The 18,494-nt window shown below is 71.0% G+C and carries 18 protein-coding genes and 5 tRNA genes; 17 read left to right on the top strand and 6 right to left on the bottom strand.

Annotated features, from left to right (window positions below; genetic code table 11):
* Window positions 1-9: 9 nt before the first annotated feature.
* Window positions 10-3,744: a nitrate- and nitrite sensing domain-containing protein gene (locus ACGFSH_RS25570; RefSeq protein WP_393352561.1), complete on the bottom strand. Its 3,735-nt coding sequence runs from the start codon at window positions 3,742-3,744 to the stop codon at window positions 10-12.
* A gap of 604 nt (window positions 3,745-4,348) precedes the next feature.
* On the opposite strand from ACGFSH_RS25570, the gene ACGFSH_RS25565 reads away from it, so the two are divergent.
* The 3 genes from ACGFSH_RS25565 to gltX all read left to right on the top strand — a co-directional run bounded on the left by ACGFSH_RS25565 (window position 4,349) and on the right by gltX (window position 7,018).
* Entirely contained in the window at window positions 4,349-4,537 is a 189-nt protein-coding gene (locus tag ACGFSH_RS25565; RefSeq protein WP_329413958.1) for a hypothetical protein, read from the top strand.
* Between the two features lie 185 nt (window positions 4,538-4,722).
* Entirely contained in the window at window positions 4,723-5,508 is a 786-nt protein-coding gene (locus ACGFSH_RS25560; protein ID WP_329413960.1) for a fumarylacetoacetate hydrolase family protein, read from the top strand.
* Window positions 5,501-7,018: a glutamate--tRNA ligase gene (gltX, locus tag ACGFSH_RS25555; protein WP_393352559.1), complete on the top strand. Its 1,518-nt coding sequence runs from the start codon at window positions 5,501-5,503 to the stop codon at window positions 7,016-7,018. Before ACGFSH_RS25560 ends, gltX begins: the two co-directional genes overlap by 8 nt.
* A gap of 61 nt (window positions 7,019-7,079) precedes the next feature.
* Here gltX and ACGFSH_RS25550 read toward each other — a convergent pair whose 3' ends face one another.
* The gene (locus ACGFSH_RS25550) at window positions 7,080-7,364 is read right to left on the bottom strand and encodes a hypothetical protein (RefSeq protein ID WP_393352557.1); all 285 of its coding nucleotides are present in this window, start codon (window positions 7,362-7,364) and stop codon (window positions 7,080-7,082) included.
* A gap of 35 nt (window positions 7,365-7,399) precedes the next feature.
* On the opposite strand from ACGFSH_RS25550, the gene ACGFSH_RS25545 reads away from it, so the two are divergent.
* The 6 genes from ACGFSH_RS25545 (at window position 7,400) to ACGFSH_RS25520 (ending at window position 8,756) form a co-directional block, all read left to right on the top strand.
* Window positions 7,400-8,134, top strand: coding sequence for an HAD family hydrolase (locus ACGFSH_RS25545; protein WP_393352555.1), 735 nt, complete (start codon window positions 7,400-7,402; stop codon window positions 8,132-8,134).
* 91 nt (window positions 8,135-8,225) lie between these two features.
* A tRNA-Gln gene (locus ACGFSH_RS25540) sits at window positions 8,226-8,297 on the top strand.
* A 43-nt stretch (window positions 8,298-8,340) separates the two neighbouring features.
* Window positions 8,341-8,413, top strand: a tRNA-Glu gene (locus ACGFSH_RS25535).
* A 62-nt stretch (window positions 8,414-8,475) separates the two neighbouring features.
* Window positions 8,476-8,548: transfer RNA gene (locus ACGFSH_RS25530), tRNA-Glu, on the top strand.
* A 20-nt stretch (window positions 8,549-8,568) separates the two neighbouring features.
* Window positions 8,569-8,640 (top strand) — tRNA-Gln (locus ACGFSH_RS25525).
* Between the two features lie 43 nt (window positions 8,641-8,683).
* Window positions 8,684-8,756, top strand: a tRNA-Glu gene (locus tag ACGFSH_RS25520).
* Between the two features lie 80 nt (window positions 8,757-8,836).
* On the opposite strand, the gene ACGFSH_RS25515 is transcribed toward ACGFSH_RS25520, so the two are convergent.
* Window positions 8,837-9,481: a MerR family transcriptional regulator gene (locus ACGFSH_RS25515; protein WP_393352553.1), complete on the bottom strand. Its 645-nt coding sequence runs from the start codon at window positions 9,479-9,481 to the stop codon at window positions 8,837-8,839.
* Window positions 9,482-9,519: 38 nt separating this feature from the next.
* Here ACGFSH_RS25515 and ACGFSH_RS25510 point away from each other — a divergent pair, with 38 nt between their 5' ends.
* Window positions 9,520-10,014: a DUF4188 domain-containing protein gene (locus tag ACGFSH_RS25510; RefSeq protein WP_393352551.1), complete on the top strand. Its 495-nt coding sequence runs from the start codon at window positions 9,520-9,522 to the stop codon at window positions 10,012-10,014.
* A gap of 48 nt (window positions 10,015-10,062) precedes the next feature.
* Here the strand turns inward: ACGFSH_RS25510 and ndgR are convergent, their stop codons facing one another.
* The gene (gene ndgR, locus ACGFSH_RS25505; protein ID WP_007384919.1) at window positions 10,063-10,779 is read right to left on the bottom strand and encodes an IclR family transcriptional regulator NdgR; all 717 of its coding nucleotides are present in this window, start codon (window positions 10,777-10,779) and stop codon (window positions 10,063-10,065) included.
* 196 nt (window positions 10,780-10,975) lie between these two features.
* Between ndgR and leuC the strand changes: the two genes are divergently transcribed.
* The 4 genes from leuC to ACGFSH_RS25485 all read left to right on the top strand — a co-directional run bounded on the left by leuC (window position 10,976) and on the right by ACGFSH_RS25485 (window position 14,317).
* The gene (gene leuC / locus ACGFSH_RS25500) at window positions 10,976-12,406 is read left to right on the top strand and encodes a 3-isopropylmalate dehydratase large subunit (RefSeq protein WP_393352548.1); all 1,431 of its coding nucleotides are present in this window, start codon (window positions 10,976-10,978) and stop codon (window positions 12,404-12,406) included.
* Between the two features lie 6 nt (window positions 12,407-12,412).
* On the top strand, window positions 12,413-13,006 hold the full coding sequence (gene leuD, locus ACGFSH_RS25495) for a 3-isopropylmalate dehydratase small subunit (RefSeq protein WP_393352546.1): 594 nt from the start codon (window positions 12,413-12,415) through the stop codon (window positions 13,004-13,006).
* 274 nt (window positions 13,007-13,280) lie between these two features.
* Entirely contained in the window at window positions 13,281-13,511 is a 231-nt protein-coding gene (locus tag ACGFSH_RS25490) for a hypothetical protein (RefSeq protein ID WP_069773489.1), read from the top strand.
* A 137-nt stretch (window positions 13,512-13,648) separates the two neighbouring features.
* A complete protein-coding gene (locus ACGFSH_RS25485) occupies window positions 13,649-14,317 on the top strand; it encodes an HU family DNA-binding protein (protein WP_393352542.1) in 669 nt (222 codons plus the stop codon).
* A 72-nt stretch (window positions 14,318-14,389) separates the two neighbouring features.
* Here ACGFSH_RS25485 and ACGFSH_RS25480 read toward each other — a convergent pair whose 3' ends face one another.
* Both ACGFSH_RS25480 and cofC read right to left on the bottom strand, forming a co-directional pair.
* The gene (locus ACGFSH_RS25480) at window positions 14,390-14,599 is read right to left on the bottom strand and encodes a hypothetical protein (protein WP_329413977.1); all 210 of its coding nucleotides are present in this window, start codon (window positions 14,597-14,599) and stop codon (window positions 14,390-14,392) included.
* A gap of 9 nt (window positions 14,600-14,608) precedes the next feature.
* On the bottom strand, window positions 14,609-15,247 hold the full coding sequence (gene cofC / locus ACGFSH_RS25475) for a 2-phospho-L-lactate guanylyltransferase (RefSeq protein WP_393352539.1): 639 nt from the start codon (window positions 15,245-15,247) through the stop codon (window positions 14,609-14,611).
* Between the two features lie 163 nt (window positions 15,248-15,410).
* Here cofC and ACGFSH_RS25470 point away from each other — a divergent pair, with 163 nt between their 5' ends.
* The 3 genes from ACGFSH_RS25470 to ACGFSH_RS25460 are packed head-to-tail and all read left to right on the top strand — an operon-like array spanning window position 15,411 to window position 18,414.
* Window positions 15,411-16,190, top strand: coding sequence for a lysophospholipid acyltransferase family protein (locus tag ACGFSH_RS25470; RefSeq protein ID WP_393352536.1), 780 nt, complete (start codon window positions 15,411-15,413; stop codon window positions 16,188-16,190).
* Window positions 16,187-17,197, top strand: coding sequence for an NAD(P)H-dependent glycerol-3-phosphate dehydrogenase (locus ACGFSH_RS25465; protein ID WP_393352534.1), 1,011 nt, complete (start codon window positions 16,187-16,189; stop codon window positions 17,195-17,197). Before ACGFSH_RS25470 ends, ACGFSH_RS25465 begins: the two co-directional genes overlap by 4 nt.
* A gap of 59 nt (window positions 17,198-17,256) precedes the next feature.
* A complete protein-coding gene (locus ACGFSH_RS25460) occupies window positions 17,257-18,414 on the top strand; it encodes a D-alanine--D-alanine ligase family protein (RefSeq protein ID WP_393352531.1) in 1,158 nt (385 codons plus the stop codon).
* Window positions 18,415-18,494: the final 80 nt, after the last annotated feature.

The raw sequence follows: 18,494 nt of genomic DNA, 5'->3' as shown, positions 1-18,494 counted from the left end.
CTGGCTCAACTAACGCTCCTGCTGGTGAGTGGGGCTGGGGAAGCTGCCGGTCTGGGGGCCGTTGCCGGCCTGTCGACCCTGTGCGATGCCCCGACGGAGATTGGTCAGCCGGCCGCGTACGTCGTCAGGCGCACGCGAGACCTGCGGACCGCTTTGGTGCTGTTGCTGCTGAGCGGTGCCCGGGACGAGATTCGCCCGGGGCACCCGGCGCGGCAGACCGGAGGTGGTGACGCCGCCCGCGGCCGGCTGCCTGACACGCTCTGCCTGCCGGACGAGTTCGTCGTTCGGCGAGGTGCGCCAGGAGGCAGTGGCGGCGGGACGCTGGGGTGCGGCCGGAGCCGGCTGTTGCGGCTGCGGCTGCTGGGGCTCCGGAGCCGTGCCGCCCGCCTGCTGACCGTGGAACCAGTTGGTCTCCAGCGTGTCGTACAGCGGGGTGCGGCCGTCGCCCGGACCGGCCGGCGGCAGGGCCTCCGGCCGCTCCGGAGCGCCGTAGCCGTTCGGCTGCGGAGCGGCGAACCGGCCCGCGGCCGAGGGGTCCTGGCGGTCGGGCAGCGCGTGCTGCCCGGTGCCGGAACCGTCGTAGCCGGGGGCGGCGTACTGGCCGGTGGAGCCGTTGTCGTAGGCCTGCGGGGCGAACTGGCCGGGGTTCGCCGGGGCGTTCTGCCCGCCGGGGGCGCCGAAGACGTCGGAGCGGGTGAAGCCGCCGCCGTCCTGCTGCCCGTTCGCACCGCTGTTGCCGTTGACGCCGTTCAGGCCCGGGCGCTGGAACTGGCCCGTGTCCTGGCGTCCGTCGTAGCCGCCCTGCGGGGCGCTCACGGCCGGGAACTGGCCCGTGCTCTGCAGCCCGTTCGCGACCGGACGGCCGAAGTCGGCGGGGCCCGCAGGGCCCTGGCGCTCGTCCATCCGCGGGACGGCGGGTATCTCGGCGGTGGCGCCGGGACCCTGCCGGTCGTCGATGCGCGGCATGCGCGACGTCTGGGCGACGTCCGGCTCCTCGTGGCCGCGCGGAGCGTCCAGCGGGGTGCGCGGCACCGGCGGCTGGGCGTTGTCGTCGCCCCAGCTGGTCACGCGCGGCTGCGGGTTGCCGCCGGGCAGCTCGGCGCGCGGACCCCCGCGCGGCGGCAGCTGCGGCTGACGGCCGCGGCCGCCCTGCTCGTTCTTGGCGCCCCGCTGCTGCGGCGGACGTCCGCCTCCGAACATGTCCGTGCCCTGCGTGCCGGTGCCGGCGGGCTGCATGCCCTGCGGCGCGCCCGGCGCCTGGCCGCCGAAGCCGGCACCGGCCGGAGCCGGACGGCCCTGCTGGGGGGAGAGCGGAGGCTGCTGCGGCCCGCGCGGCGGCTGGCCGCCGGGACGGCCGCCGCCGTCACGGCCGGGCAGCGCGGCCCGGGGACCCTGGCCGCCGGCGAGCCGGCCGCCCCCGGCGGAACCGGCGCCGAGGGCGCCGCCGCCGTTCGGGGCGCCCGCGCCGAGCGCACCGCCCTGCGAGCCGTTCTGGCGACGCGCGGCGGCGACGCCGGCGGCGGCCTGCGCGGCGGCGGGACCGCCGGCCGAGCCGCCCTGGCCGGGCTTGGGCTGGGGCTTCTTGCCGCCCTGGGCGACGTCCACCGGCAGCATGACCAGCGCGGTCGTGCCACCGGAGTCGGACGGGCGCAGCTGGATGCGGATGCCGTGACGCTGCGACAGCCGGCCGACCACGAACAGACCCATGCGCCGGGAGACCGACACGTCCACGGTCGGCGGCGAGGCGAGCCGCTCGTTGATCGCGGCGAGGTCCTCGGGGGACAGGCCGATGCCGGTGTCGTGGATCTCGATCAGCACGCGGCCGTCGGGCAGCGCGTGACCGGTGACCTTGACCTTGGTCTGCGGGGAGGAGAACGACGTGGCGTTCTCGAGCAGCTCGGCGAGCAGGTGCACGAGGTCGTTGACGACCCGGCCGGCCACTTCGGTGGTCGGCACGGAGGAGAGCTCGATGCGCTCGTACTGCTCCACCTCGGAGGCCGCGGCGCGCAGGACGTCGACCAGCGGGACCGGCCGGGTCCAGCGGCGGCCGGGCTCCTCGCCCGCGAGGACGAGGAGGTTCTCACCGTTACGGCGCATGCGGGTCGCGAGGTGGTCGAGCTTGAAGAGCGAGGACAGCTGGTCCGGGTCGGCCTCGCGGGACTCCAGTTCGGAGATGAGCGAGAGCTGACGCTGGATGAGGCCCTGGGAGCGGCGCGAGAGGTTGGTGAACATCGCGTTGACGTTGCCCCGCAGCAGGGCCTGCTCGGCGGCGAGGCGGACCGCCTCGCGGTGCACGTCGTCGAAGGCCGCGGCCACCTGGCCGATCTCGTCCCGGGAGTGCACACCGACCGACTCCACGGACGTGTCGACGTCCTGCGGGTCGGACTCGGACAGCTGCTTGACCAGCTCGGGCAGCCGGTCCTGGGCGACCTTGGTGGCGGTCTCCTGGAGGCGGCGCAGCGAGCGGATCATGGACCGGGCGACGACGAACGCGCCGACCAGCGACACGCCCAGCACGAGCAGGATGAGCGCACCGGAGATGATCGCCTCGCGCTCGGACTCGGAGCGCAGCTCGCGCGCCTTCTGCTCCATGTCCTCGAGCAGCGTGTGCTCGATGTTGTTCATCTGCTTGATCTTGGTCGAGCTGTCGTCGATCCAGTCCCGGTACGAGCGCTTGTCCAGGGACTGAAGACCCGTGCTGGAGCCGAGCGCGCGGCGGGCGTAGGTGTTGGCCTCCTCGATGACAGGGTTGCCCTTGTCGATCGGCTGGAGCAGCTCGTCGGCGGCCTCGTTGCCGTAGATGCTGCGGAAGCTCGTCTCCTCGGAGTCCTCGTTGTCGACCGCGGCCTCGCCGTACTGCCGGTCGTTCTCGGACATCTTGCCTGTGACGGCGTTGCCCACCGGCAGGGCCGCGGCGAGCACGGCGCGCTGGACCGAGGCGTATTCCTGGGAGGCGGAGAAGGCGGCCAGGGCACGCGTGCGCTGGATCATCTCCGGGTTGCTCGTGGCCTGCGCCATGTCCTGCGACAGGTCGAGGAGGCTGGTGATCAGCCGGTGGTAGGCCTCGATGGTCTGGGTCGAGTTGCCCCGCTCGGCATAGGCCGTGTTGCGGATCTTGCCGAGGTTGCCGAGGTCGCTCAGGAGGCCGACGAGGCTGTCGCGGACACCCTCCATGTTGCCGTCCGTGGTGGCGGCGTCGATCTCCTCGGAGGCGTCCTGGAACGCGGTGAGGGCCTTGTCGGTCTTCTGCCGGTAGCCCGTGACGCCGAAGTCGTTCGCCTTGCCGCCGTGCGACAGCGGGCCGGCCGAGTTGTCGCGCTCGTCCTGGAGACGGTCGGCCAGCGTGGTGGCCTGCTTGGTCATGTCCGTCAGCAGCTTCATGTTGTCGAGCTGCTGGATGTCGTCCATGGACTGGTTGATGCGCAGCGCGCCCAGCGAGGTGGCCGCGACCACCGGCAGGGTCAGCAGCGCCACCAGGCGGGTGGAGATGCGCCAGTTGCGCAGCGCCACGCGCGAGCCGGGACCGGGGGGACCGGCCGGCGGCTTCACCGTCGGAGTGGGCGGGGGAGAACTCGGCGACGCGGACGCGCCGGGGCGCCCGGAGCGCTCACCTCCGTCGCCGGACGGAGCATGGCCCGGGTTCTGGGCGTGCTGGGGCGAGGAGCCGACTGCCATCGGGCCAGTCCCGCCGTGCGGCTCCGGCTCGGCCGAAGCGCTGCCATCCCTCTTGAAACGTCCCTGCACTAGCGTCGCAACCTCTGGACCAGGCGCCCTTCCGCGTGAACGGAAGGACGGTGTCGGCGTGTGGAGGGGCGTCCTGAATTACGCCCCCCGAATGGTCGTGAGTACCGGCGCCGGCTCCCCCTAACCTCGCCGCCACCGGGCGCTCTGACGCGCCCTCTGTGCGCCGGCTCGATCCCGCGGCGGTCCGAGGAATTCCAGCACAGTGCAGGATCTCCAACAAGGCCCGTTGGCCAGGCTGTGACATCCGTGACACGAAGTGAGGGTGGCGTCACGGCATGTAGAAACCGATCCCGCATAAGGCGGACATAAGTGGGCGAAGCCGCAGGGTGCGGGCGGTGTCCCAGTCGCGATGATCAGGAGCGGAATGAGGGCTTCAGGTGCCCAATGTCCGTTTCGTTGTGTTCCCTTGCGAGTCTGAATTGACCGGTTTGCCCCTGGATTCGTGAGGAAACTCACACGCCGATCATGTGACCTTCACGGGTTCACCGGCATTCGCGTGTTTAGCCTGACGTTTTACAGGGATGGCAAATCCGACAAGACGCGCCTGCGCGAAGGCCCTTGAAGGCCTCTCCGGCGCCCGGAAACGACAAGGTCCAGTAGAACAGTGAAGACGACGACGATGTTCCACAAGATCGCCAACCCGCGGCGCACCACGCTGGCCCACCTCGCGGGCGCCGACGAGCTGCAGCTCCCCGAGCAGCCGGAGCACGCCGTCGACCTGCCGGCCCAGACCGCCAACCCCCGCCGCACCGTCCTCATGGAGATCCCGGTCGCGGCCTCCGTCGCGCAGTAGACCCACCCGTCGCTCCACACGCTCGTCGTCGTTCGCCGATCTTCGTGGAGGAGTACGGGCGGCGGCCGCCGAATGCTCAAGGCGGCCGTCCCCGATGTCAAGGGCGTCCCCCGGCCGGGGACGCCCTTCCGCGTTAGCCTGGAGCGTCACACTCCAGCCAGCTCAGTCAAGGGGCCAACCAACCCGTGCGCATCGCCAGGTTCTCCATCGACGGGAACGTCGCCTTCGGCGCGGTCGAGGGCGACAAGCCGGACGAGCTCGTCCTCGACATCATCAAGGGCATCCCGTTCACGGACTTCGAGCTCTCCGGCACCAAGGTGCCGCTGAGCAAGGTCCGGCTGCTCCCGCCCGTGCTGCCCAACAAGGTCGTCGCCTTCGGCCGCAACTACGCCGAACACGCGCGCGAGCTGGGCAACGAGGTCCCGGACGCGCCGTTCGCCTTCTTCAAGCCGTCCACCTCCGTGATCGGCGACGGCGACGCCATCCAGTACCCGTCCTTCTCCGCGGAGGTCCACCACGAGGCCGAGCTGGCCGTCGTCATCGGCCGGCTGTGCCGTGAGGTGCCCCGCGAACGCGTCAAGGACGTGATCTTCGGCTACACCTGCGCCAACGACGTCACCGCCCGCGACGTGCAGAAGCGCGAGAAGCAGTGGGCCCGCGCCAAGGGCTTCGACACCTCCTGCCCCCTCGGCCCCTGGGTGGAGACCGGACTGGACCTGAAGACCGCGGGCGACCTCACCGTCCAGCTCACGGTCAACGGCGCCCAGCGGCAGCTCGGCCGCACCAGCGAGATGATCCACTCCATCGAGGATCTGATCGTCAACATCACCGAGGCCATGACGCTGCTCCCCGGCGACGTGATCCTCACGGGCACCCCGGCAGGGGTCGGCCCCCTGGCTGTCGGCGACGAGGTCGCCGTCACCATCGAAGGCATCGGCACTCTCACCAACAAGGTTGTCAAGCGTGGCTAGCGCACCCGCCTCACCGTCCCCCGCGTCCCCGACCCCGCTCGGCGAGGGGGTACGCGTCCGTTTCTGCCCCTCGCCCACCGGCAACCCCCATGTGGGCCTGGTCCGCACCGCCCTGTTCAACTGGGCGTTCGCCAAGCACCACCAGGGCACGCTGGTCTTCCGCATCGAGGACACCGACGCGGCCCGCGACTCCGAGGAGTCCTACGCCCAGCTGCTGGACTCGATGCGCTGGCTGGGCTTCGACTGGGACGAGGGCCCCGAGGTCGGCGGCCCGCACGCGCCGTACCGCCAGTCGCAGCGCATGGACCTCTACAAGGACGTCGCCGACAAGCTCCTGGAAGCCGGGCACGCGTACCGCTGCTACTGCTCCCAGGAGGAACTGGACACCCGCCGCGAGGCCGCTCGCGCCGCAGGCAGGCCGTCCGGCTACGACGGCCACTGCCGCGACCTGAGCGCCGGGCAGGTCGAGGAGTACACGGCCCAGGGCCGCACGCCCATCGTCCGCTTCCGGATGCCCGACGAGACGATCACCTTCACCGACCTGGTCCGCGGCGAGCTGACGTTCACCCCGGAGAACGTCCCCGACTACGGCATCGTCCGCGCGAACGGCGCCCCGCTGTACACGCTGGTCAACCCGGTCGACGACGCCCTGATGGAGATCACCCACGTCCTGCGCGGCGAGGACCTGCTCTCCTCCACGCCCCGCCAGGTCGCCCTCTACAAGGCGCTGACCGAGCTGGGCATCGCGAAGTCCGTGCCCGCCTTCGGCCACCTGCCGTACGTCATGGGCGAGGGCAACAAGAAGCTCTCCAAGCGCGACCCGGAGTCGTCCCTCAACCTCTACCGCGAGCGCGGCTTCCTCCCCGAGGGCCTGCTCAACTACCTCTCGCTGCTGGGCTGGTCGCTCTCGGCAGACCAGGACATCTTCACGATGGACGAGATGGTCGCCGCCTTCGACGTCACGGACGTCAACCCCAACCCGGCCCGCTTCGACCTCAAGAAGGCCGAGGCGATCAACGCCGACCACATCCGCCTGCTGGACGTGAAGGACTTCACCGAGCGCTGCGCCCCCTGGCTGAAGGCCCCCGCCGCTCCCTGGGCGCCGGAGGACTTCGACGAGGCGAAGTGGCAGGCGATCGCCCCGCACGCCCAGACCCGTCTGAAGGTCCTCTCCGAGATCACCGACAACGTCGACTTCCTCTTCCTGCCGGAGCCCGCCTTCGACGAGGCGTCCTGGACGAAGGCGATGAAGGAGGGCAGCGACGCGCTGCTCACCACGGCGCGCGAGAAGCTCGACGCGGCGGACTGGTCCTCGGCCGAGTCGCTGAAGGAGGCGGTCCTGGCCGCCGGCGAGGCCCACGGCCTCAAGCTCGGCAAGGCCCAGGCCCCCGTCCGCGTCGCCGTCACCGGCCGCACCGTCGGCCTGCCCCTCTTCGAGTCCCTGGAGATCCTGGGCAAGGAGAAGACCCTGGCCCGCATCGACGCGGCCCTGGCGAAGCTCGCCGCGTAGCGGCGGAACGCACGTGAGGGGCGGCTCTGGGACACCGGGAGCCGCCCCTCACGCGTTCACCTCAGACGGCGTCGTTCTCGTCGATCAGGCAGGCGAACTCGTCGAAGATCTCCAGTTCGACGACGACCAGCACGGCCGCCGCGACCATGTACTCGACCACGACGCCCGGGGCGACATACGCCTTGCGCAGATGCTCGTCAGGACCGAGCTGCGCGGTGGATGCCTTGCGGAAGGGGTCGCGCGCCAGTATCCGCACGGCTCTGTCCAGGTGCGCCCGTCGCTCGCTCGGCAGACCGTCGTAGGCCGCCCGGGCCTCGACGGTGAACTGGACCCGGCACTCGCTCATGTCCTTGGTGTGCCGGCCCGCGATACGGTCGGGGCATGAGCATTCGTGCCGTGGTGTGGGACGTGGACGACACCCTCTTCGACTACACGACCGCCGACCGCGAGGGCATGCGGTCGTACCTCACCACCGAGCGGCTGCTCGACCGCTTCGGCACCGCGGAGGAGGCCCTCGCGCGCTGGCGGGAGGTGACCGACCAGCAGTGGGCGCGGTTCTCCGCGGGCGGGATGACCTTCGAGGACCAGCGCCGCGACCGGGTACGGGCGTTCCTGGAGCGGCCGGAGCTGACCGACGACGAGGCCGACGCCTGGTTCCGCCGCTACATCACGCACTACGAGGCGGCCTGGTCGCTCTTCCCCGACGTCCTGCCCGTGCTCGACGCCCTCGCCGCCAGCCACCGTCACGCCGTGCTGTCGAACTCCAGCATCCACGTGCAGGACCACAAGCTGCGCGTCCTCGGCGTCCACGACCGTTTCGAGGCCGTCCTGTGCGCCGCGGAGCTGGGCGTCTCCAAGCCGCAGGCGGCCGCCTTCCTCGCGGCCTGCGAAGCCCTGTCCCTGCCCCCGCACGAGGTGGCCTACGTCGGCGACCATCCGGAGATCGACGGACAGGGCGCCGCCGACGCCGGACTGCTGTCCGTGTGGATCGACCGCCCCGGAGGCGGCGCCACCGTCGAGCTGCCGTCCGGCCGGCACCGCATCGTCAGCCTCGCCGAACTTCCCGCGCTGCTCGGCGCGGATACCCGTTTTGGAGCGCAGTCCACCTTCGGGTAATGTTCTTCCTGCGCCGCCGGAGAGCGGGCCGAAAGGCCGGAACCGGAGGAGCGAAACTAGAACGAGATCCCCTTCGGGGCTTGCGTTCCAGTGGCCTATGGTGTAATTGGCAGCACGACTGATTCTGGTTCAGTTAGTCTTGGTTCGAGTCCAGGTAGGCCAGCTCGCAGAGCTCATCTGCGCACGTGGAGATCATCTCCGCAAACGCCCCCGTTGTGTAGCGGCCTAGCACGCCGCCCTCTCAAGGCGGTAGCGCCGGTTCGAATCCGGTCGGGGGTACAGATCCTTCCCGCGGGGGGAGTTCGGGTAGCTCCCGCTCGCCTCGATGCAGGATCGCTAGGGCCCCCGTTGTGTAGCGGCCTAGCACGCCGCCCTCTCAAGGCGGTAGCGCCGGTTCGAATCCGGTCGGGGGTACAAACTGGTCTAAACCACATTGGTCTATGGTGTAATTGGCAGCACGACTGATTCTGGTTCAGTTAGTCTAGGTTCGAGTCCTGGTAGACCAGCTCGGATCTGCGGCGGTGCAGTTCACACGCTCGCACGATCCTCGCCCCCGTTGTGTAGCGGCCTAGCACGCCGCCCTCTCAAGGCGGTAGCGCCGGTTCGAATCCGGTCGGGGGTACACCTCAGGCAAGGCCCTCCACTGCGGTGGGGGGCCTTCGTCGTGCGTCCGCGGGCGTCCCGGCCCTCCTGTGGTCGCGCTCATTCGAAGCCGTACCGCCGGGCCGACTCCTCCTCCTGCGCCAGCCGGTGCAGCGCCTGGAGCATCGGCTCGACGAGGATCGCGCCGAGCACCGCCGCCTCGACCCGCTCGGCCTCCGACTCCTGCGTCTCCACGAAGTCGAGATCCAGCGAGGCCGCCCGGTGCATCAACCGGGCGTAGGACGCGAGGAGTTCGGCGTCCCACTCGTAGCCGAGCCGACGCAGTGCGGCCACCGACACCACCAGTGAACGGTAGGCGGGGGACAGGGACGTCAGCAGCCGGGCGTTCTCCCAGCCCAGGCCCGCGAGCAGCTCGTCCGCCTCCTGACGCGCCGCGCGCACGTGGTCGTCGTCCGCGTCCGGCTCGGGCGCCTGGGGCAGCGCCCACAGGGCCGCGCCGAGGCGCATCGTGCGGCCCAGGGAGTCGTCGTCGACATGGCCGAGCACCTCGCGGACCGTGGCCACCGGCAGCCGGCCCACCTGGATCATCGCGCGCACCAGTCGCAGCCGGCGCAGATGCTCCTCGTCGTACTCCGCGGTGGTCCGGTTGACCTGACGGCCGGGCGGCAACAGGCCCTCGCGCAGGTAGTACTTGATCGTCGCGGTGGACACACCGCTGCGTTCGCTCAGTTCGGCCAGTCGCATGTCTTGCGTCTCTCCTTGGGAAGCGCCACTGTCCAAGCATGTCCGTCGAAGCCACCCGCACCACCGCGGATGCCCGGGGAGACGTGGTCGTCCTCCTGATCGGCATGCGCGTCAACCACTTCTGGGCCGTGCACCAGTGGGTGCCGGTCATGCTGGCCATGTTCCGCATGCTCGCGGAGCTGAAGAAGGACCCGGAGCGCGGACTGCTCTCCCGGGTGCTGCTGACGGCCTCGCCCCGCACGTACTACGTCGTCCAGTACTGGGAGTCCAAGGAGAAGCTCTACGCCTACGCGACCGCTCCCGACGCGTTCCACCACGAGGCGTGGGCGAAGATCAACCGCCTGGAGCGGCGCGGGCGGATCCGCGGTCACGTCGGGATCTGGCACGAGACGTACGTCGTGCCGGAGGGCTCCTACGAGGCGGTCTACGGGGACATGCCCGCGTTCGGCCTCGCGGCCGCGCACGGGCAGATCCCGCTGGAGCGGCGGGGACGGTACGCCAAGGACCGGTTCGCGCACCGGTCGGCGCCGTAGGGGAGAGGGCCGCCGCGGCGTTGAGGCTGCCCTCGTCCCCCCGGCGGGTCAGCCCGTCCTGCGCAGAGCCTCCGACAGACGGGCCGCCGCGTCGATCACGGCCTGGGCGTGCATACGGCCCGGATGCCGGGTCAGGCGCTCGATCGGGCCCGAGACGGAGACGGCGGCCACCACGCGGTTCGAGGGACCGCGCACGGGGGCCGAGACCGAGGCCACGCCCGGCTCGCGCTCGCCGATGGACTGGGCCCAGCCGCGGCGCCGCACGCCCGACAGGGCCGTCGCCGTGAACCGGGCGCCCTGAAGGCCGCGGTGCAGGCGCTCGGGCTCCTCCCAGGCCATCAGGATCTGCGCGGAGGAGCCGGCCTTCATCGTGAGCGTGGAGCCCACCGGGACCGTGTCCCGAAGACCGGACAGGCGTTCCGCCGCGGCCACGCAGATGCGCATGTCGCCCTGGCGGCGGTAGAGCTGCGCGCTCTCGCCCGTGATGTCCCGCAGGTGGGTGAGCACCGGGCCGGCGGTGGCCAGCAGGCGGTCCTCGCCCGCGGCCGCGGCCAGCTCGGCCAGCCGGGGGCCCAGGATGAACCGTCCCTGCATGTCCCGCGCCACCATACGGTGGTGTTCCAGTGCCACGGCCAGACGATGGGCCGTGGGTCGTGCGAGTCCGGTGGCAGCGACCAAGCCTGCGAGGGTGGCCGGACCGGACTCCAGGGCGCTCAGGACAAGGGCTGCCTTGTCCAGGACGCCGACGCCGCTACTGTTGTCCATGAAACGATACTCCCGTCTCACTCTGTGAAACGCAAGTTCATTTTTCCGTGAGACGCGCAACCCTTGGAGACATGACGGCCCGCAGACCAACGGGCCTGGCGGCGAGTGCCCGGGAACGCCGAGAACAGGACGAGGGCGTCGCCTCCACCAGATCTCTAGTTGGGCCGGTGCTCCTGCGCCGGCCGGAGGGAAAGCGATGGGTAGGACACTCGCGGAGAAGGTCTGGGACGACCACGTCGTCCGGCGCGCCGAGGGCGAGCCCGACCTCCTCTTCATCGATCTGCACCTGCTGCACGAGGTGACCAGCCCCCAGGCCTTCGACGGCCTCCGTCAGAACGGCCGCCCCGTGCGCCGTCTCGACCTCACCATCGCGACCGAGGACCACAACACCCCGACCCTCGACATCGACAAGCCGATCGCCGACCCGGTCTCGCGCGCCCAGCTGGAGACGCTGCGCAAGAACTGCGCCGAGTTCGGCGTGCGGCTGCATCCCCTCGGCGACGTCGAGCAGGGCGTGGTGCACGTCGTGGGCCCGCAGTTGGGCCTGACCCAACCCGGCACGACCGTCGTCTGCGGCGACTCGCACACCTCCACGCACGGCGCCTTCGGCGCGCTGGCGTTCGGCATCGGCACCTCGGAGGTCGAGCACGTGCTGGCCACCCAGACGCTGCCGCTGGCCCGCCCCAGGACCATGGCGATCACGGTCGACGGCGAGCTGCCCGACGGCGTCACCGCCAAGGACCTGATCCTGGCGATCATCGCGAAGATCGGCACCGGCGGCGGCCAGGGCTACATCCTGGAGTACCGCGGCTCCGCCATCGAGAAGCTCTCGATGGAGGCCCGGATGACCATCTGCAACATGTCGATCGAGGCCGGCGCCCGCGCGGGCATGATCGCCCCCGACGAGACCACCTTCGCCTACCTGAAGGGCCGCGCCCACGCGCCCGAGGGCGAGGACTGGGACGCCGCCGTCGCGTACTGGAAGACGCTGCGGACGGACGACGACGCCGAGTTCGACGCCGAGGTCGTCATCGACGCCGCCGCGCTGTCGCCGTTCGTCACCTGGGGCACCAACCCGGGCCAGGGCGCGCCGCTTTCGGCCCACGTCCCCGACCCGGCTTCGTACGAAGACGCATCGGAGCGCCACGCCGCAGAAAAGGCCCTGGAGTACATGGGGTTGGAGGCCGGACAGCCGCTGCGCTCCATCAGCGTGGACACCGTCTTCGTAGGTTCCTGCACCAACGGCCGCATCGAGGACCTGCGCGCCGCCGCCGCGATCGTCGAGGGCCGCAAAGTCGCCGACGGCGTACGGATGCTGGTCGTCCCCGGCTCCGCGCGGGTCGGCCTCCAGGCCGTCTCCGAGGGCCTGGACGTCGTCTTCAAGGAAGCCGGCGCCGAATGGCGGCACGCGGGCTGCTCGATGTGCCTCGGCATGAACCCCGACCAGCTCGCGCCGGGTGAGCGCTCCGCGTCCACCTCCAACCGCAACTTCGAGGGCCGGCAGGGCAAGGGCGGGCGCACGCACCTGGTGTCGCCGCAGGTCGCTGCCGCCACGGCCGTCCTGGGCCACCTGGCCTCCCCGGCCGACCTGTCCGACGCCGAGAACCGTACGCCCGCTGGAGTCTGATCAGTCATGGAAGCATTCACCACGCACACCGGCCGGGCCGTCCCGCTGCGCCGCTCCAACGTCGACACCGACCAGATCATCCCTGCTCACTGGCTCAAGAAGGTCACGCGGGACGGCTTCGAGGACGGACTGTTCGAGGCCTGGCGCAAGGACCCGGAGTTCATCCTCAACCGCCCCGAGCGGCAGGGCGCGAGCGTGCTGGTCGCCGGCCCCGACTTCGGTACCGGCTCCTCCCGTGAGCACGCCGTCTGGGCGTTGCAGAACTACGGCTTCAAGGCCGTGATCTCCTCCCGCTTCGCCGACATCTTCCGGGGCAACTCGCTCAAGAACGGCCTGCTCACGGTCGTCCTGGACCAGAAGACCGTGGAGGCGCTCCAGGAGCTGAGCGAGAAGGACCCGACGGCCGAGATCACCGTCGACCTGGAGGCCCGCGAGGTGCGCGCCGAGGGTGTCACCGCGGCGTTCGAGCTCGACGAGAACGCCCGTTGGCGGCTGCTGAACGGCCTGGACGACATCTCCATCACCCTCCGCAACGAGGACGACATCGCCGCCTACGAGGCCAAGCGCCCGTCGTACAAGCCGAGGACGCTCCCGGTCTGATCACGGAGCCCGGCAAGCCCCGGGCAGGTCGAGTTTCGGCCACCGCGACACCCCCGCCGTACCCCCGATCCCGCCGATCGGGGGTACGGCTGTGTCTGCACCCGTTCGGCCCTGCGGGTCCGGTCCGCCGCTGCCAACTTCCCACGTTAAGCGGGGTGTTGCCGGGGTACGCGGCTGATGACGACGCGACCGCCGCAGGTGCCGGGACGGCCGTCCGAGGCGGCAGTTGCCCCCTGAGCGGGCGACAACTCGCCCCAGATGGCACAATCTGTGCATGGAACACGACGGCCAACTCGAGCTCTATACGGCGGTCGCGAACCAACTCAAGGAAGCGCACGCGAGAGTGCGCGCACTGCAAGTCCCGGAGGGCGTACGGATGGCGCTGACCCGGAAGCTGCTGGTCATTACGGCCGCGGCCAAGCACGATCTCGCCGATGCGACAAGGCGTCTGGAGCGGTTCATGGCGGACCTCGACGAAGGGCGAACGCCCGAAGAGGGGCGTTGATCGCCTCCGGAGCCGCCGATTTCGTTGCGGCACAAGGGTGATTAGCCCGTTTCGTGTTTGATTTGCGGTATATATCTGCCTAACGTGCGAAAAAGCTTGAACGTATCGTTCCGGCTAATGTCTCCGAAGGGGAAGACGTGAACAAGGCGCAGCTCGTAGAAGCGATTGCCGACAAGGTGGGCGGCCGCCAGCAGGCCGCCGACGCGGTCGACGCGGTCCTGGACGCCATCGTCCGCGCGACGGTCGCCGGCGACCGGGTCTCGGTCACCGGATTCGGTTCGTTCGAGAAGGTCGACCGGCCGGCCCGCTACGCCCGCAACCCCCAGACGGGCGAGCGGGTGCGGGTCAAGAAGACGTCTGTCCCGCGCTTCCGCGCCGGCCAGGGCTTCAAGGACCTGGTGAGCGGGTCGAAGAAGCTTCCCCGCGGTGGCGAGGTCGCCGTCAAGAAGGCCCCCAAGGGCAGCCTGACCGGCGGTTCTTCCGCCACGGTCAAGAAGGCCGCCGCGAAGAAGGCCTCCCCCTCGACGAGGGCCGGCGCCGCGAAGAAGACCACGGCCACGGCGAAGAAGACGACGGCGAAGAAGACCACGGGCGCCGCCAAGAAGACGACGGCAAAGAAGACCACCGCCAAGAAGGCGACTCCGGCGGCCGCGAAGAAGACCACGGCCGCCAAGTCGGCCACCGCCAAGAAGACGACGGCGAAGAAGGCCCCGGCCGCGAAGAAGACGACGGCCACCAAGGCCCCCGCCAAGAAGTCGACCGCGCGCAAGACCACCGCCAAGAAGGCCACCGCTCGCAAGGCGTAGGGCAGCTGGGGCACTCACACGCCGGGCCGGACTCCCGTACGGAGCCCGGCCCGCGGCGTGTGCGCGGCCCGCTCAGAAGGTCTGCAGCGTCACCAGGGTGATCCGCGGGCCGGCGCCGTCGCCGCCGTCCTCCGTCTCCACGCGCACCCGCTGCCCGGGCCGCAGCAGCCGCAGCCCGCCCGCGTCGAACGCCGACGCGTCGAAGGGGACGGGTGTGCCGTCGTCCAGCAGCACCTGTCCGCTGCGCGTGGCGGGGTCGTACGTGTACGCGGTCGCCTGCATGGCGGCAGCCTACTGCCCGGGGATCAGCAGCCGCGCGGTCGCCGCGGCCGTCCGGGGGCCCACCCCCAGGGCCAGCGCCGCACGCAGGTCCTCGCCGGTGTCCACGTCCTGGCGCACGGAATCCACCGCGTCGAGACGCAGTTCCTCGGCTCCGCGGGCCCGGTGGCGGGCACGGGAATCCACGCCGAACGCGGGCCGCAACGCGCTTGTGGGAGCGGCGGTGAGAAGAGTCGTGCCGATCGCGGCCGCGTCGGCGAGAAAAGCGCGGGGGAATTCGGCGGCCGCCTCCAGCACGCGCGCCAATTCCGGTGGGCGCAGCGCGGGCAGGTCGGCGTTGAGGGCCGCGAGCGCGGAATCCGGGCGAAAGGCCCGTACGGCGGCCGCGCCGTGCGCCAGCGCGGCGTTGAGGCCCGCGCGCGGCTCGTCCGGCACGATCCGGGCGCCCAGCGCCGCCAGGGACCGCGCGGCCAGCGCGTCGTCCGTGACTACGGCCACATCCCGCACGCCGGGCGAGGCCAGTGCAGCCGCCACGGTGTCCTCGGCGAAGGCCAGGGCGAGACCGGGGCGCAGCCCGTCGGCGGCGGTGTCCGCGAGCCTGCTCTTGGCCAGCGCCAAGGGCTTCAGGGGTATGACCAAGCTCCACTGCACCGGTGTACCGTCCCTCTCTCGTCGCGGCCATTGTCACCCGGCCCGTCGGCACGCCGCGGAGGCGGGCGTACGGTGTTCTCGACAGACCAGCGGCCCGGGGCGACACTTGTGCGGCCCCGGGTCCAGGAGCAGGCCTCGGGAAGTCCTAGAGGAAGGTGTCCGCGTGCCCCGCCGCAGAATCGGCTTCTGGTACCGCTTCGCAGCGGTCCTGTGCAAACCCTGGCTGGTGGTTCTGATCAAGCGGGACTGGCGCGGAATGGAGCACATTCCGGCCGAGGGTGGATTTATCACCGCGGTGAACCACAATTCGCACGTCGACCCCTTCGCGTACGCCCATTTCCAGTACAACACCGGGCGGGTGCCGCGATTCCTCGCCAAGAGCGGGCTTTTCAAGTCGGGATTCGTCGGAGCCGCGATGCGCGGCACCGGGCAGATCCCCGTGTACCGCGAGAGCACGGACGCGCTGAGCGCCTTCCGGGCCGCGATCGACGCCGTGGAACGCGGCGAGTGCGTCGCGTTCTACCCCGAGGGCACCCTCACCCGCGACCCCGACGGCTGGCCCATGACCGCCAAGACCGGCGCGGCCCGCGTGGCCCTTCAGACCAAGTGCCCGGTGATCCCCGTCGCCCAGTGGGGCGCCAACGAACTGCTGCCGCCCTACGCCAAGAAGCCCCACGTCTTCCCGCGCAAGACCCACCATGTGCTCGCGGGCCCGCCCGTGGACCTCTCGCGGTTCTACGGCCACGAGATGACCCCCGAGCTGCTGAAGGAGGCGACGGAGGTCATCATGGCGGCCGTCACCGCCCAGCTGGAGGAGATCCGCGGCGAGAAGGCGCCCGAGAGGCCCTACGACCCGCGCCGGGAGCGGATCGAGCAGCGCCGCCGCACGCAGTCGCAGACCGACCGCGCGCAGGACCGTCACGAGGGGGAGAACAGCAAGTGAGCAAGTCCGTGAAGGCGGCGGTGTTCAGCGCCGGTTCGTGGGGGACGGCGTTCGGCATGGTGCTCGCCGACGCCGGGTGCGACGTCACCCTGTGGGCGCGCCGCCCCGAGGTGGCCGAGGCGATCAACACCACCCGCACCAACCCCGACTACTTCCCCGGCGTCGAGCTCCCGGACGGTCTGCGGGCCACGACGGACCCGGCCGAGGCCGCCGCCGGCGCCGACTACACCGTGCTGTCGGTGCCCTCGCAGACGCTGCGCGCCAACCTCGCCGACTGGACGCCGCTGCTCGCCCCGGACACCGTCCTGGTGTCGCTGATGAAGGGCGTCGAACTCGGCACGACCATGCGGATGAGCGAGGTCATCGAGGACGTCGCCAAGGTGGGCCCCGGCCGCGTAGCGGTGGTGACCGGCCCCAACCTCGCCAAGGAGATCGCCTCCCGCAGGCCGGCCGCCGCCGTGGTCGCCTGCACCGACGAGACCGTCGCCCAGCGGCTCCAGGCCGCCTGCCACACGCCCTACTTCCGGCCCTACACCAACACCGACGTGGTGGGCTGCGAGCTGGGCGGCGCGGTGAAGAACGTCATCGGGCTCGCGGTCGGCATCGCCGACGGCATGGGCCTGGGGGACAACGCCAAGGGCTCGCTGATCACCCGCGGGCTCGCCGAGACCACCCGGCTGGGCCTGGCCATGGGCGCGGACCCGCTCACCTTCGCCGGACTCGCCGGCCTGGGCGACCTGGTGGCCACCTGCTCCTCGCCGCTGTCCCGCAACCACACCTTCGGCACCAACCTCGGCAAGGGCATGACCCTCCAGGAGACCATCGCGGTCACCCGGCAGACCGCCGAGGGCGTCAAGTCCTGCGAGTCGGTGCTGGATCTGGCCCGCCGGCACGGCGTCGACATGCCGATCACCGAGACGGTCGTCGCCATCGTGCACGAGGGCAAGCCTCCGGTCGTCGCCGTCAAGGAGCTGATGTCGCGCAGCGCGAAGCCCGAACGACGCTGAGCGACCCCGGCGGGCGGACGCTGACTCCCGGCCCTACCACCGGGTACTCTCACACCGATATGAGCACCGAGAACCTCCCCCAGAGCCCTCAGCAGCCCGTCCGCAAGCCGCGGGTGGCCGTCGTCTTCGGCGGCCGCAGCTCCGAGCACGGGATCTCCGTGGTGACCGCCGGCGCGGTCCTCAGGGCCATCGACCGGACCAAGTACGAGGTCCTGCCGATCGGCATCACGCGCGAGGGCCGCTGGTTCCTCACCGCCGACGCGCCCGAGCGCATGGCGATCGCCGACCGCCGCACGCCCGACGTCGAGGAGCTGGCCGAGTCGCGGGACGGCGGAGTGGTGCTCCCCGTCGACCCCGCCAACCGCGAAGTCGTCTACTACGAGCCGGGGTCGGTGCCGAAGGCGCTCGGCGAGGTCGACGTCGTCTTCCCGGTGCTGCACGGCCCCTACGGCGAGGACGGCACGCTCCAGGGCCTGCTGGAGCTGTCCGGCGTCCCCTATGTGGGCGCGGGCGTGCTCGCCTCGGCCGTGGGCCAGGACAAGGAGTACATGAAGCGGGTGTTCACCTCCTTCGGGCTCAAGGTCGGCCCGTACGTGGTGATCCGCCCGCGCGAGTGGGCGCAGGACGAGTCCGCCGCCCGCAGGAAGATCGTCGACTTCGCGGGCGAGCACGGCTGGCCCCTCTTCGTGAAGCCCGCGCGCGCGGGCTCGTCCATCGGCATCACCAAGGTCGACGACCTGTCCGGCCTGGACGATGCGATCGCCGAGGCCCAGCGCCACGACCCGAAGATCCTCGTCGAGGCGGCGCTGCGGGGCCGCGAGATCGAGTGCGGAGTCCTGGAGTTCGAGGACGGGCCGCGCGCTTCCCTCCCGGCCGAGATCCCGCCGCCGGACGCGCACGCCTACTACGACTTCGACGCCAAGTACATCGACTCGACCCCGGGGATCGTCCCGGCGCCGCTGACGGACGAGGAGACGGCGCAGGTCCGCAGGCTGGCGGTGGAGGCCTTCGACGCGGCGTCCTGCGAGGGCCTGGTCCGCGCGGACTTCTTCCTCACCGAGGACGGCGAGTTCGTCATCAACGAGATCAACACGATGCCCGGCTTCACGCCGATCTCGATGTACCCCAAGATGTGGCAGGAGACCGGGATCGGCTACCCCGAGCTGGTGGACCGCCTGGTGCAGGCGGCGCTGCGCAGGTCCACGGGCCTGCGCTGACCTGCGGCCCGGGGCCGTCCGGCGGCTCGGTCCGGGGCCGTGACCCCGGCGGAACCGGCCGGATCCGGACGAGCAGGACG

The organism is Streptomyces sp. NPDC048481 (genome assembly GCF_043200075.1).
Classification (GTDB): Bacteria; Actinomycetota; Actinomycetes; order Streptomycetales; family Streptomycetaceae; genus Streptomyces.
This window is presented reverse-complemented; position numbering and strand designations above follow the sequence as displayed.